Below are 13,847 nucleotides of genomic sequence, written 5' to 3' on the forward strand. Positions count from 1 at the left end.
TTCTGGCCATAAAAAATACTCCCCTTAGGTCAACAGATTTTATTTTTTAATCTGTCTACCTTATGGGGAGCATATCAGGAAATGCGGTTGGGTTTTTTTGTTTGCGGTGAATGTTCGCAATAATTGGCACTAGCCGGGGGAGAATCGGAAAGATAATTGCGGAAATCGGCATTATCATGTGCAGAATCAGCAACATGTAGAGAACAATCGGCAACATCAGAGAATTAATCGGAATCGGGACACAATTCAGCGCCGTTAAGGGATTAATTGGTAGCACTTCGCTTGTTTAGGGATGGGCTAATTCACTGCGAGGTGAGGAATCGGAAAGAAAATTACGGAAATCGGCATTATCATGTGCAGAATCGGAAACATGTAGAAAAGAATCGGCACTTGGATGGAGACAATCGGCAACATCAGAGAATTAATCGGAATCGGGACAAAATTCAACGCTGATAAGAGGGTTGATTTGCAACAATTCGTTTGCCTACACCTAACTCGAACTTAGCTGATCCATATGTGGCCACTATAGTGACTGTTAGCCCAAACAAAAACGACATCTCGCTATTTAAGGAGATGTCGTTTTTATTATGCTTCTTCTTCTAATCTAGGGACAAGGTCGAATATCTTATGGTCTTCGAACGCATCGATGAGCCGATCTAGCCAGTCGTAATATTCACGGATGTACAGTAGTTTTTCAATATCTGTCTCGATAACTGCGAGGAGTTCATCAGTCATGTCGTCAGCTTTTTTAAGTTCTTTCAATTCAGCCAGTGATTTTCGGATTGCGGCCGTATGTAACGAGACGGCTCTTCTCCATTTGACGGTGAACATGTCGACGAAAATCTGGTACCAATCGTCTTTCACTTCATATAAGTCTTTCCGGACACCACGTTCCCATACCCGATCGACCAGTTTGGCTTCTGAAAGCGAGCGGATGGATGTACTCATACTCGTTTTACTCATTCCGAGTTCTGCGGACATGTCATCTAAGGTAAGTGGACGATTTTCAAAAAACATCATACCGAATTGTCTCCCAGCTGAAGGCGGAAGTCCGTAGAGATGGATATTTTGAGCAATCGATTCGGTGATTCGTTTACGGGATTTTTCTAGTTTTTCGTACGCATCCATCGTGGATGATCCTCCTTGTGATGAACTATTTTCATCAGTCTTTGAACACTTCAGTATAGCTTAGAACAGATGAAAATGAAAAGCAATCAATACGTACAGAAAAAACTGTACGTACAATTTGTAAAGTAAATAATTTGTATTACAAACAGATTACAGCTATACTATGAAACATCGAAAGTATGAATCGGAGGGTTCGCATGGAAGAGGCAATGTTAAAGAAGAAAATTGAAGTGAAAAACGCGTCGAAAATCTTCGGAAAATCGAGCAAACGCGCGGCTCAACTTCTTAAAGAAGGTAAGACGAAGAAAGAGATATTGAAAGAAACCGGTGCAACAGTTGGTGTGAATAATGCCACATTTGAAGTGCTGGATGGGGAGATATTTGTCATCATGGGACTATCTGGAAGTGGAAAGTCCACACTTGTTCGATTACTCAATCGTTTGATTGACCCGACGGCAGGTCAGATTTTGTTGGACGGGGAAGATATCGTGAAGATGAACAAAGAACAACTTCGCAATGTCCGTCGGAAAAAGATTGGCATGGTGTTTCAAAACTTCGCGCTATTTCCACACAAAACGATCTTAGAGAATACAGAGTATGGCCTTGAAATTCAAGGGGTGGCAAAGGAAGAACGCAAGAACAAAGCAATCGAATCCTTGCACCTCGTTGGTCTGTCAGGCTATGAATCTCAATATCCGGGGCAGCTGAGTGGTGGTATGCAGCAGCGTGTCGGGCTTGCTCGTGCGCTCGCAAATGATCCTGACATTTTACTGATGGATGAGGCGTTCAGTGCACTCGATCCATTGATTCGTAAAGATATGCAGGACGAATTGCTTCAGTTGCATGAAGATATGGGCAAGACAATCATTTTTATCACCCATGATTTGGATGAAGCACTCCGTATTGGTGATCGAATCGCACTTATGAAAGATGGAGAGATCGTGCAAATCGGTACACCAGAAGAGATTTTGATGAATCCTTCGAATGACTATGTCGAGCGTTTCGTCGAAGACGTTGACTTGTCGAAAGTGCTGACGGCGAATCACATTATGAAGCATGCGGATACAGTCCAGATTGATAGAGGGCCACGTGTTGCGCTTCGTTTAATGGAAAGTCTACGAATTTCTTCGATTTATGTGGTAGATAAAGGCGGCCGTCTAATGGGTGCGCTGACTGCTCAAGACGCGGTTGTTGCTGCAGAGAAGAACCGTAAAATCGAGGATGTGTTGATTAAAGACGTCATTACGACAACGGGTGAAAGCGTTCTCACGGATCTATTTGATATCGTTTCGACGGCAACGATTCCTGTTGCGGTGGTCGACGAAAAGAATCGTTTGAAAGGCATTATCATTCGAGGTGCAATGATTGGTGCACTTGCTGGTGACAATCAGTTCATCAACGAAAATGGCGAGATTTCAGATTCCAATCAGGTTGTAGCGGAGGTGACGGAACATGAATGAGTTATTACCACGCTTACCGTTTGCGGATTGGATCGATACGGGTGTTGACTGGCTGGTAGACGTCTTCGGACCCGTGTTCGACGGCATTGCTACTGGTCTTGAAGCGACAGTTGAAACGTTTGTCGACATCATGGATTTCCCACCATCGATTTTACTAGCAGTGATTTTTGCATTGCTAGCATGGTGGTTCTCGACGAAGAAGATTGCTCTATTTACACTGATCGGCTTTCTCTTCATTGACTACTTAGGCTATTGGTATCCGATGCTTCAAATGCTCGCTCTCGTTCTGACCTCGGTCGCAATCGCCATAATTATTGGTGTGCCGATTGGTATTTGGATGTCGCAGCAGTTGATGGCGCGTAGAATTATTACACCGATTCTCGACTTGATGCAGACGATGCCGGCGTTCGTGTACTTAATCCCGGCAATCTTCTTCTTCAATATCGGTGTCGTACCAGGACTTGTCGCATCGATTATCTTTGCGATGCCGCCGACAATCCGGTTGACGATGCTCGGCATTGAGCAAGTCCCAAAAGATTTGATTGAAGCAACAGAAGCATTTGGTTCAACGACATGGCAGCGCTTATTGAAAGTGCAAATTCCACTCGCAAAGCCGAACATTATGGCGGGTGTGAACCAAAGCATCATGCTTTCACTATCAATGGTTGTTATCGCATCAATGGTTGGTGCACCAGGACTGGGAACGAAAGTGTATCAAGCCGTGACGCAATTGAAAACAGGTGTAGGTGTTGAAACGGGTGTTGCAATTGTACTCGTTGCCATCATTCTGGACCGTATAACGCAACACGCAGGACGATCTAAACAAGGGGGAAAAGAATCATGAATTGGACGAAAAAGTTGGCAGGAATTAGCGCAGTTTCACTTTTAGCATTGGGCCTTGCAGCATGCGGGGATGATGATAAGGACAATGCTTCAGGAGGTTCAGATAAAACCGCTGGCGAGATGGTGGATTATAAGATCACAGGGATTGACCCAGGAGCTGGCATCATGGAAGCAACAGATCGCGCTATTAGCGATTATGGGCTCGACAAGTGGGAATTGACGACGGGGTCGGGCGCTGCGATGACAGCTGCTTTGAAGAAAGCGTATGACAAAGAGGAACCGATTATTATCACGGGATGGACTCCCCACTGGATGTTTACGAAATATGACCTGAAATATTTGGACGATCCTAAAGGCTCTTACGGCGGTGAGGAAGAAATCCATACAATCGGTCGCCTAGGATTGGAAAAAGACTGCCCAGAAGCACACCAAATTCTTCAAAACTTCAAGTGGGATGAAGAAGATATGGGTGAAGTAATGATTGCGGTTATCGATGGGGAAGATCCCGAGGTTGCTGCAGAAAACTGGATTAAAGACAACAAAGACAAAGTAGCAGAATGGACAGAAGGTGTCGACAAAGTCGATGGAGAAGAGTTCAACTTAGCTTATGTCGCATGGGATAGTGAGATTGCAAGCACAAACGTAATGGCAAAAGTATTAGAAGAACAGGGATATAAAGTGAAAATGTCCCAAGTTGAAGCGGGACCAATGTGGACGGCGGTTGCAGACGGAAGTGCGGATGCATTGCTCGCAGGCTGGTTGCCGGTCACACACAAAACATATGCTGAAAAATATGATGGCAAGTTCGAAGATTTGGGTACAAGCATGACAGGAGTGAAGATTGGATTGACGGTTCCAGAATATATGGACATCGATTCGATTGAAGACTTGAAAAAGTAAGATGGAATAGGATAGGAGACCCCGCTAGCTGATGTGATTGGCTAGCGGGGTTTTTTGTGTTGAGCAGGTGTAGTTGCTAGAGGAATCGGCAATATGACGGCAGCAAACGGTAATTCCGAGCCATGAATCGGAACGATAATCGGCGAAATCGGCAAGTTCACGCCAAGAATCGGAACAATGGGGAAATTAATCGGAAACGAGACACAATTCAACGTGAATAAGGGGTTAATTGGTTGCGCTATGCTTGTTTTTAAGGGCTACAACAGGTCCATGGAGGAATCGGCAAAATGACGGCAGCAATCGGCAATTCCAAGCTATGAATCGGAACGATAATCGGCGAAATCGGCAAGTTCACGCCAAGAAACAGAACTATGAGGGAATTAATCGGAAACGAGACACAATTCAACATGAATAAGGGATTAATTGGTAGCGCTGCGGTTGTTTTATGAGGCATATCTTATTCACAAGGTCTACTCCGTCAAAATGGAGTTATCTTCACATGAAAAAAGCACACAAGTTACGTGTGCTTCATACTTTGCTTGCGCAATTGTAAGGTATATGTGCGCCCGCGATTATTGCCAATAGGAGTTAATCCCATGCTAGTTATAAGATTTAAGGTAGTACGCGGATTTTTTATTCCTAAGAAAGATCGACAACTGGTATTAGTAAGAGGTTCGTCAAATAGTATAAACCAATCTCTGATTGCTTGGATGTGTGCATCATTTGAGCGAGTTTTACATGCAGTACAGTACCATCCTCTCCCGTGTTTCCTCATTCCCAGTCGCTCACATGTTGGGCAAGCAACCCCACTATAAACAGTGTCTGGGCTAATGGTGAACATGGAACAAATAGAGTCAGGCACGTATTCTTTGTGTCCATCCATTAAACTCTTTGTAAGTTGGAGTAGATCCTCATTTGACAATATCGATTTGCCAGTGAGCAAGCTTCTTACATAGTTTGGAACGAGACGAGGAAACAATATCGGAATCTTCGTCGTTGGTGCTGTGATGCGCTGCTTAGCATAGGCAAGAACAACGCATCCATAAACCGGGATATCTATGTCTCTGCAGAGCAACCAATCTTTAAAAAGTGAACAAGTATTTTCAACCTGTGCAAGTGGGCTAATAAAGCCACTAATTTTTCCATCATCAGCTATACGCAACAATTGTGGAGGGTTTTCCTTTACGGATAATTCTCCAGCAATATTTTTCACTTCGCAAATTACTGCGAATTCAGGTGTTAGTAGTAAGGAGTCGATTTGGAAAAAAGTACGTGAGGAAAGAGAGAGGTCGTTTAAAATCAATGTATTCGCAGGGAACTGGTAATCGCGAAGTACACGGTCTAATTCTTCTTCACCGCCGAATCCAGCTTTCATTGATGCGAGTTTAGCTTGGATTTTGGGGATGGCGGAGTGATGGTGTGGAATTCTTCGTATTGCAGCCTCCAATCCCTCGATGAGAATTGGTGGAGTTCGTTCTTTAAGAATGATTGCATTCACTTCCTTTCTACTTTCTAATCCATAATATCATACTTTTCAGGTATTTATAAATTGAGCTTGAATGTAGAAAACTAGCTTCGTTTTACTATGTGCAAATCCCACTTTCGGTAATAGTGTGGTCGTTATCGGCAATAAAGCGGCGGGAATCGGTAATATCTAACGATGAATCGGAACTGTGGCATGTGGAATCGGCAACAAGGATGAATTAATCGGAAACGATACACAATTCAGCATGATTAAGGAGCTAATTGGTAGCGCTTCGCTTGTCTAGAAATGGGCAATATCAAACTACCTGATTTATCATGCTAAGCACAAAATCCGCACTACAGAATTTTCTGTTAAATCATCTTGCGCTCCACAACTTTGAGTGGTACAATCATCTTCTGTTTCAAATTTCCCCAGTATCATATCACCATCCGGAAACGACAGGACAAATTCTAGGAAAGCGGAGGATCTGTACATGCAGAGACACCCTGATTTTGAGTTTGAGGCTGAGCGTCTGGACTACACGGTACATTACATGCGAAGGCTTTTGGAAGAGTCGCAGCGTGATGTCGACGCCTCTCAAGAACAAATTCGTCACGCGATGGCGGATTTGGATTATTTGGATTCCAGTATGAGTTACATTAACATCCTCACGAACACACGGTTTTTCGAAATGGCGAGGTCCCAGAAAGAGACGTTTGAAGCCATCCAGAAGAAGCCGTATTTTGCGCGTATTCATTTCCAACCTGATGATGAAAAGGACCAATTTCTCTACATTGGTAAGACTTCGGTGTTTCATCAGGAGACGCAAGAACCAATCATTGTCGACTGGCGTTCCCCTGTCGCAAATGTGTATTATGACGGACGTTTAGGTGAATTGACATATGATGTCCGGGGTGAAGAAGTCAGCGGTCATCTGCATTCAAAGCGACAATATCAGATTGAAGATGGCGAATTGCTCGATGTCCGTGACATTGACCTGACGACGAACGATGAGTTATTGCAGGAAGCGCTCGCGGGTAAAGCGGATGTGCGATTGACGGAAATCATCTCGACGATTCAGTCGGAACAAAATGATATCATCCGCGCAAGTTTAAGGAAGCCGATCATTGTACAAGGTGCTGCTGGTAGTGGGAAAACCACGATTGCATTGCACCGAATTTCCTACTTCCTTTATACAAAAGGAACGGATTTCCCCGCTGAAAAACTAATGATTCTCGCGCCAAGCAAGTTGTTCATGGACTATATCGGAGACGTGCTTCCTGAGCTCGGTGTGGGCAGTATTTGCCAGACTACGTTTGAAGAATATGTTTTGAATGCCACAGGTTTGAAGTTAAAACTGACTTATACGAATGCGAAACTTGAGAGATTGGCATCATCGGATTCGTTGGATGAGGCCACGATAGCTATTGCTAGGATGAAAGGATCCGAGGAGTATCGGTCGATTGTGGCAAAGTACGTGCAAAAACTCGAACAGCAAACAGTGGCGCTATTCGAAGATGTTTTCATCGACAATTATCGAATTATGGGTGCGAAACGATTGCGGAAATTATTCTTGGAAGACTTCGGATATTTGCCGATTGAAAAGCGACTTGAGCGAATAAAGCTGATCATGAAATCGGAAGTGACTCGAAAGCGCAAACAGCTCTACCAACTATTGTCGGATAAATATGAAGCAGCGCTTGATAAAGCGTTATATGGCATTCGTGATGATGTAAAGCGTCGGGCTCGGATCACGCGAGTAATGGACGAGCGTGACGAACGACTTCCGAAGATAGAGAAAGAAGGGAAGCTGAAGGTTGCTTCTTATATGAAGCGATTTAAAAAGTTCAACGTCAAGCAATTGTATCGAAGTCTGTTGAAGGATTCCGACTTACAGGCAGAACTAGCGCCGGAATGGTCGGAAGCGTTTAAGGATTCATTCCAAGAAGCACATTTGAAAAACACGTGGGAAACTGAGGACTTGGCGGCGCTTTACGATTTACATGTGCAGCTGAAGGGACTCGAAAGTGAATGGAAGATGCGTGTCGTTTTCATTGATGAAGCGCAGGATTACAGCGAGTATCAGCTGGCGGCCTTACACGTCGGTCTCGAGACGGAATTGTTCACGCTAGTTGGCGATTTGGCGCAAGGAATTCATAGTTATCGGGCGCTGACGTCGTGGGATCCGGTGCGGAAAATGTTGCCGACCGCTACGTATACGACGCTTCAGAAGAGTTATCGGACAACGATTGAAATCATGAATCTAGCGAACATGGTGCTCGCACAAATGGAGGAGGATTTGCCACTTGTTGAGCCGGTCGTTCGTCATGGAATCGACCCTGTGTTTTACGAAATGAATGAGCTGGATGTTGGACGAGTGCGCCAGATTTATGAAGAGATAGCGGAGCGTGGCCATCGCTCTGTTGCGATGATTTGTAAGACGAATGCTGAAGCGAAGCGACTTTTTGATGTGTTGTCTGATGATGGCCTATCAGTACAGTTACTGGACGATCAAAGCGATATCGATGATTCCTGTATGCTTATCGTGCCAAGTGTTTTATCGAAAGGATTGGAATTCGATGCGGTCATAGTGGCGGCATTTGACGATCCATTTCGAGACTCGCCAATTGACCGCAAGTTGCTGTATGTGGCAATGACGCGTCCGATGCACGAGTTGCATGTGCTGGGCGAAGCAGCAAATGACATCTTTGATAAATGATTTTGCCCCCTACAAGCGAGTCTTGTAAGGGGTTTTTCAATATTAATAGGTACGAGGGTGTTGAAACTCAGAGTAACTTTGTAATCCAAGTGTGGTGGAGCAGAAAAATGCAATCCATATGAAGGGACGAAATTCCTTGTAAGTTGACATTAGTTTGTAATAATACATTGTTGGATTGTTTTGGAAATGATAGTATAGTCTTATTGGAAGATACCTACAGGAGGAGAAAAATGACTAAAACAAAGATTTTATCTATATGTCTAAGTACCTTGTTAGTTGTTATGTTACCGATGCAAGCACGAGGAGTGACATTCAGTGATGTTCCTAAAACGCATTGGGCACATGATGAAATTCGCTTTTTAACAGATAAACGAGTAATTAAAGGATATTCCAATGGACAATTTAAACCAACAACTATTTTGTCTAGAAAAGATGCATCTGTAATGATTGTTCGAGCGATGAATCTTCCTGTGGCCTCATCACCCAGAGTTCGTCCATCCGATTTGAAAGCATCAATGGGCGGTTATCAAGAAATGATGACAGTCGCTAATAAAGGTATGCTGTCTGTATCTGGCAATCGGTTCCAGCCAAATGCACCGTTAACAAGGGATGAAATGGCTAAAGCAATTGTTGTAGCGTATAACTACAAAGGAAAGAACAAGTCTTCGTTCAAAGATATATCTCCTAAAAATCCATATTATAAATATATTGATGCACTTGCTGAAAATGATATTACGACTGGATATGCAGATAAAACGTTTAAACCCAATATTTCTGTAAATCGTGCACAGTTTTCAACGTTTTTGAAAAGAGTGTACGATCGTCCTCTTTCTTACACTGTAAAAAAAGGCGGAAAAGTAGCTTCTACATTTACGACAGAGGACGAGGCGATTTCATATGCGATGAAATTTGAGGACACAACTATTCATCCTAATAGTAATTCGTTAATGAAATATGAACAGCAACCGTCTGCAATGAAGAATACAGGCATAAATAATGGAGTTATTATTTATAGCGGCCATGAAAAGCCATCATTCAATGCACAATTCTACAAACCGTATTTAACAGATGGTTCACGTGGATATTTTGATACATTTATAGTAATGGGAAGGTTGTATCCCGGCGGTGAATTTCAAGAGACAGCAAAGAATAAAGCGAACTACAGTGATTGGAAATGGTATTCCGAAAAACTATTTTCTTCTACTGGACCGCTTAAACCATTAAATGAAGCTGCTGTTAACGAAAAGCTAACCACGTCCGTTTATGTAGGCATTCCTTATCCGAAACGAACTGGTACTATCTTGGACTTAACTGGTAAAAGTGTTGCCAACACATTATCAGCTAGGAAGCAATTGGTTAACTGGTACATGAGCAATGTGGAAAGTAAATGGAAGAAAGAGAACTTTTCTAATTTGAATTTCAAAGGATTTTATTGGATTAATGAAACGGTCATTCATGCTGAAGACGAGCAGCTTGTTACAGATACAGCAGCGGCTATTCATAAAAAAGGTAAGCGATTTATATATTCCCCGCATGCTCGTTCAACAAACTATGAAAACTGGAAATACTATGGGTTTGATGGCGCGTATTTGCAACCCAATACGTTCCGGTTACAGCTAGGAAATCCAGAATCGCGTTTACACAAAGCTTTCTTAGAGGCTCAAATTAAAGGTAGTGGTATTACATTAGAAATTGATACGTACTCCACGCACCAGATGGATGCAGGTTTGAAGAACTTTCAAACGTACTTAGAGTTTGCACAGAGGTACGGATTGAAAGAAAAGAGTTCTTTACTTTATCAGGGAACGGACATGGTATATAGAATGAATCAATGGAAATCTGAAGCTTATAAACAAGCTTACAAGGATCTTGGGGATTTTATGAATTAAATAGTCAAAAGTATAAAAAAACAATTATGGTTTTTTTGAATTGTACAAGTATAATAGATTGATAGAAGGTGAGATCATAAATTAGCCTTGTATTACTAATGGAGGTTTTATGAAGAATGAAAAAAATTGTAACACTGTTTTCGTTATTAACAGTGTGTTGTCTGCTGTTCATGCCTAATTCTTTACATGTAAAAGCTGCTTTTTTCAAAGACGTTCCACATACATATTGGGCGTATGAAGATATTGGTTTTATCTCTTCTCATGGTGTCATTAAAGGGTATACGGATGGTACATTTAGAGCGGGTGAGTTTATTACCAGAAAAGACGCTGCCATCATGATGACTAGGACACTAGAAGCTTCACCAACATTTCAGAACTCTATGAATGTCGATGATGTCAATGAGAACTCTCCCGGATACGATCAAATTATGACTGCTGTTACTAATGAGTGGTTGAGTTTGAATGAAAACAGCTTTGAGCCGTACAAACCGTTAACTCGTGATGAAATGTCAAAAATGCTTGCAACAGCTTACGACTTTAAAGGTAAAGGATACTCAGAGTTTTTGGACATTCCGCCTTCGAGTTCTTATTACTCATTCATTGATGCAATTGCATATTTTGATGTTACGACAGGATATAAAGACGGAACTTTTCGACCGAAAGAATTGGTCACAAGGGCGCAGTTCAGCGCATTCATAGCGCGTGTATATTCAAAGCCTGTTGCATATGAAGTGAAGAGTCAAGGGGAGACTATTGCAGAGGAAGCTTCAGTTGAAGATGCACTTGAAGTTGTGAAGTCTATTCCAGGTGGGACAATCCATCCAAAAAGTAATAAGTTTGTTGAGTATTCTCAGAGTATTGGCTCTGCAGATAAAACTGGATTGAATAGTGGGGTGCTGATTTACAATGGGATCAAGGAGAAGAAATCTTTTACGCCTGACTTTTTCAGTCACTACTTAACGAGTGATATAGGTGACGGCATTAAAAGGGATATGTTTGATACCTTTGTTATATTGAGTTTACGATATAACGAAGAAGGTAACAATTTCACGGACAGTAGTTCTAACCATGCAAATTATGAGGATTGGAAAAATTACATGGATAGGACGTTTGCACAGGATGGAGCTCTTAGAAATTTGAATACAGCAGCCGGAGAAAGTGGTCGTAAGGTAGACACGTATATTGCGATTCCTTATCCTAAACGTGGTGAACCCATTATTTCTTTGGATGGAAGAGATCTTGGAGATGGACTGTATCCGCGTTATGACCTTGCTAGTTGGTACGTTAAAGAGACCTTGAAGCGATTCGATCGTGAAGGGTACGATAATATTCAACTTAAAGGGTTTTACTGGTTGAGTGAAACTGTTAGAACGAGTGATGATGAAATTATTATATCGTCAATTTCAAGCATGCTAAAACCTCATGGAAAATACTTTATTTATTCGCCACATGCACTTTCTACAAACTTTTATAAGTGGCAAGAGTATGGATTTGACGGAGCGTTTTTACAACCAAATGCATTCCGAACTAGCATTCGAGATAAAGAAGAACGTCTGCACAAGGCGTTCATAAACGCTCAAATTTATGGGACTGGTATAACGATTGAAATTGATTCGTATGGTCTTGGGCATGTTGCTTCAAATGAGGGTGTAGAAGCATTCGACTTATATATGGACTTTGCGAAACGTTACGGTCTTGATGAAAAAAGTATGATGTTTTACCAAGGTGTCAATATGGTAGAGAGAATGAATACAGTTGATCATCCTGTTTATAAGCAGTGGTATAGACAATTGAACACGACATTTTTTAACCCGAAGTAAAAGAAGGCTCTGCATAGTTAAAAATATGCAGAGCCTTTTTTGAAACTTTTTGATAGTTGTTGCGTCTCTTACAAGAATTGAAAAATAGTTAATCTTCTAGATGCAGCTGTGCTATAATGAATGCCGAATGAAGAATAGAAAGGGTTTAGCTCATGAATCTAACATCTAAAAAGATAGATTTCGTCCTCCCTATTACAGGAGCACTTCTATTAGCAATAACCTTGCTTCTGCCAAATACAATGCTGACTTACGCAATTACTCTTCTTCTAGCAGTAGCAGCACTTTTTTTGCCTAAACAAGGAATCTTATTTTTACTTCTTTATTATCCGTTAAGGTCGTTCTTAATTACTGTGAATCCCGCTCTTAAATTATTGGGGGATGTAATTATTGTCTTCATATTTATACGAGTCTTATGGGATTCAAGGCAAAATATCTCCTCCATATTTAAATTCGCAATATACGAATGGGCGTTTCTTGGATTTCTTTTAGTTGGAACAATATCTGCACTCCTTAATGATATAGGTTTGAACGCGATTGTTTTTCAAATCCGAGCATTTGCCATCACATTTTTACTCCTGTATATCGTGAAACGACTTGAAATTACAAAACGCGATATGTTGAATTTCATGTATATGACTGTAGCGGTCGTTTTACTAGTACTTATTCAAGGACTTGTTGAGAAAATCTCAGTCCGTTCACAGTGGATGCCGGAGCTGTGGGTGAATCGTCAATTATCTCCCAATAACAGCAGTCGAATTTATGGACTCCTTAATAATCCGAACGTGCTAGCTGTGTATTTAACAATTACAGCACTCTTAACTTACTACTTGAGAAAAGTGTCGAAAAGTTCGGCAGTACGCATCTTTCTAACCGTTGTTTTAGTTGTAACGGCTGGAGTTTGGATTTTAACATTCAGTCGAGGTACCTGGATTGCATTCGCGATTGGCTTAGGTGTCTACTTCTTATTAACATTCAACTGGAAATTCGTATTGAAAATTGCAGCTGTAATCGCGCTCGGTTTTGTTCTCATTGCTATGCCAGCGACGTATAGTGCGCAATGGGTAAAAAACAATACCCAAGTTGGTGAAATTGAACGAACGGGTCCAGCTGAAGATGAAGGTGGATTTGCGGTTGAAAAAACCCGGATTAAAGAAACGTTTAATTCGAGCACATTCGAAAAGAGTTTAACGACTGGTCGCTTGTACGTTGTTTATAAAGGTTTTGAAGTATTTGAGGATTATCCAATCATAGGATCAGGCTTCGCAACATTTGGAGATTCAGGAGCGAAGTCATTCAACTCACCTATATATAAGGATTATGATATTGATGTCAATATATACTCAGACAACCAGTACATTCAAATCATCGCTCAAACTGGAGTAGCGGGCGTTATATTGTTTGCTATATTCTTGCTTAGTATTTTAGTACTGTTTTGGAAGAACCGCCGAGTCAATCCACTCGCAATTCCCTTGCTTGCAGGAATTATTGGGATTTACTGGTGTGGGTTTATCTACAATATTTGGGAAGACAAAACATTTACAATGTATTTCTATATTATTTTGGCAGGTTTCCTGGCATGTTTAAAACCATTAGAAGAGAAAGAAAAATAAGACAAAACCGTTT

General features: G+C 41.6%; 10 protein-coding genes. 7 read left to right on the forward strand and 3 right to left on the reverse strand.

Annotated features, from left to right (window positions below; translation table 11 throughout):
• Positions 1 to 585 precede the first annotated feature (585 nt).
• Positions 586 to 1,128 carry a GbsR/MarR family transcriptional regulator gene (locus tag ACR65F_RS16455; RefSeq protein WP_440505065.1) on the reverse strand — a complete coding sequence of 181 codons (543 nt, stop codon included), beginning with the start codon at positions 1,126 to 1,128 and terminating at the stop codon, positions 586 to 588.
• 197 nt (positions 1,129 to 1,325) lie between these two features.
• Between ACR65F_RS16455 and ACR65F_RS16460 the strand changes: the two genes are divergently transcribed.
• The 3 genes from ACR65F_RS16460 to ACR65F_RS16470 are packed head-to-tail and all read left to right on the forward strand — an operon-like array spanning position 1,326 to position 4,331.
• Positions 1,326 to 2,588, forward strand: a complete 1,263-nt coding sequence (locus tag ACR65F_RS16460) for a quaternary amine ABC transporter ATP-binding protein (protein WP_440505066.1) — start codon at positions 1,326 to 1,328, stop codon at positions 2,586 to 2,588.
• Entirely contained in the window at positions 2,581 to 3,432 is an 852-nt protein-coding gene (locus ACR65F_RS16465) for an ABC transporter permease (protein ID WP_039042469.1), read from the forward strand. Before ACR65F_RS16460 ends, ACR65F_RS16465 begins: the two co-directional genes overlap by 8 nt.
• Entirely contained in the window at positions 3,429 to 4,331 is a 903-nt protein-coding gene (locus tag ACR65F_RS16470) for a glycine betaine ABC transporter substrate-binding protein (protein ID WP_440505067.1), read from the forward strand. The genes ACR65F_RS16465 and ACR65F_RS16470 overlap by 4 nt, the downstream gene beginning before the upstream one ends.
• Positions 4,332 to 4,581: 250 nt before the next feature.
• Here the strand turns inward: ACR65F_RS16470 and ACR65F_RS16475 are convergent, their stop codons facing one another.
• Both ACR65F_RS16475 and ACR65F_RS16480 read right to left on the reverse strand, forming a co-directional pair.
• Positions 4,582 to 4,785, reverse strand: coding sequence for a hypothetical protein (locus ACR65F_RS16475; RefSeq protein ID WP_440505068.1), 204 nt, complete (start codon positions 4,783 to 4,785; stop codon positions 4,582 to 4,584).
• Positions 4,786 to 4,848: 63 nt separating this feature from the next.
• Positions 4,849 to 5,829: a nuclease-related domain-containing protein gene (locus ACR65F_RS16480; protein ID WP_440505069.1), complete on the reverse strand. Its 981-nt coding sequence runs from the start codon at positions 5,827 to 5,829 to the stop codon at positions 4,849 to 4,851.
• 460 nt (positions 5,830 to 6,289) lie between these two features.
• On the opposite strand from ACR65F_RS16480, the gene helD reads away from it, so the two are divergent.
• The 4 genes from helD to ACR65F_RS16500 all read left to right on the forward strand — a co-directional run bounded on the left by helD (position 6,290) and on the right by ACR65F_RS16500 (position 13,834).
• Entirely contained in the window at positions 6,290 to 8,515 is a 2,226-nt protein-coding gene (gene helD, locus ACR65F_RS16485) for an RNA polymerase recycling motor HelD (RefSeq protein ID WP_440505070.1), read from the forward strand.
• 230 nt (positions 8,516 to 8,745) lie between these two features.
• Positions 8,746 to 10,404: a DUF4855 domain-containing protein gene (locus tag ACR65F_RS16490; RefSeq protein ID WP_440505071.1), complete on the forward strand. Its 1,659-nt coding sequence runs from the start codon at positions 8,746 to 8,748 to the stop codon at positions 10,402 to 10,404.
• Between the two features lie 116 nt (positions 10,405 to 10,520).
• The gene (locus ACR65F_RS16495) at positions 10,521 to 12,224 is read left to right on the forward strand and encodes a DUF4855 domain-containing protein (RefSeq protein ID WP_440505072.1); all 1,704 of its coding nucleotides are present in this window, start codon (positions 10,521 to 10,523) and stop codon (positions 12,222 to 12,224) included.
• Between the two features lie 152 nt (positions 12,225 to 12,376).
• Positions 12,377 to 13,834 carry an O-antigen ligase family protein gene (locus ACR65F_RS16500; RefSeq protein ID WP_440505073.1) on the forward strand — a complete coding sequence of 486 codons (1,458 nt, stop codon included), beginning with the start codon at positions 12,377 to 12,379 and terminating at the stop codon, positions 13,832 to 13,834.
• The last annotated feature ends 13 nt before the right edge of the window (positions 13,835 to 13,847 follow it).

Source organism: Sporosarcina sp. SAFN-010, from assembly GCF_059415065.1.

What these genes read in the sequence shown, in the direction of transcription:
- ACR65F_RS16455 (WP_440505065.1), bottom strand. Translation starts at nt 1,128, where the DNA reads ATGGATGCGTACGAAAAACTAGAAAAATCCCGTAAACGAATCACCGAA.
- ACR65F_RS16460 (WP_440505066.1), top strand. Translation starts at nt 1,326, where the DNA reads ATGGAAGAGGCAATGTTAAAGAAGAAAATTGAAGTGAAAAACGCGTCG.
- ACR65F_RS16465 (WP_039042469.1), top strand. Translation starts at nt 2,581, where the DNA reads ATGAATGAGTTATTACCACGCTTACCGTTTGCGGATTGGATCGATACG.
- ACR65F_RS16470 (WP_440505067.1), top strand. Translation starts at nt 3,429, where the DNA reads ATGAATTGGACGAAAAAGTTGGCAGGAATTAGCGCAGTTTCACTTTTA.
- ACR65F_RS16475 (WP_440505068.1), bottom strand. Translation starts at nt 4,785, where the DNA reads ATGCCTCATAAAACAACCGCAGCGCTACCAATTAATCCCTTATTCATG.
- helD (WP_440505070.1), top strand. Translation starts at nt 6,290, where the DNA reads ATGCAGAGACACCCTGATTTTGAGTTTGAGGCTGAGCGTCTGGACTAC.
- ACR65F_RS16490 (WP_440505071.1), top strand. Translation starts at nt 8,746, where the DNA reads ATGACTAAAACAAAGATTTTATCTATATGTCTAAGTACCTTGTTAGTT.
- ACR65F_RS16495 (WP_440505072.1), top strand. Translation starts at nt 10,521, where the DNA reads ATGAAAAAAATTGTAACACTGTTTTCGTTATTAACAGTGTGTTGTCTG.
- ACR65F_RS16500 (WP_440505073.1), top strand. Translation starts at nt 12,377, where the DNA reads ATGAATCTAACATCTAAAAAGATAGATTTCGTCCTCCCTATTACAGGA.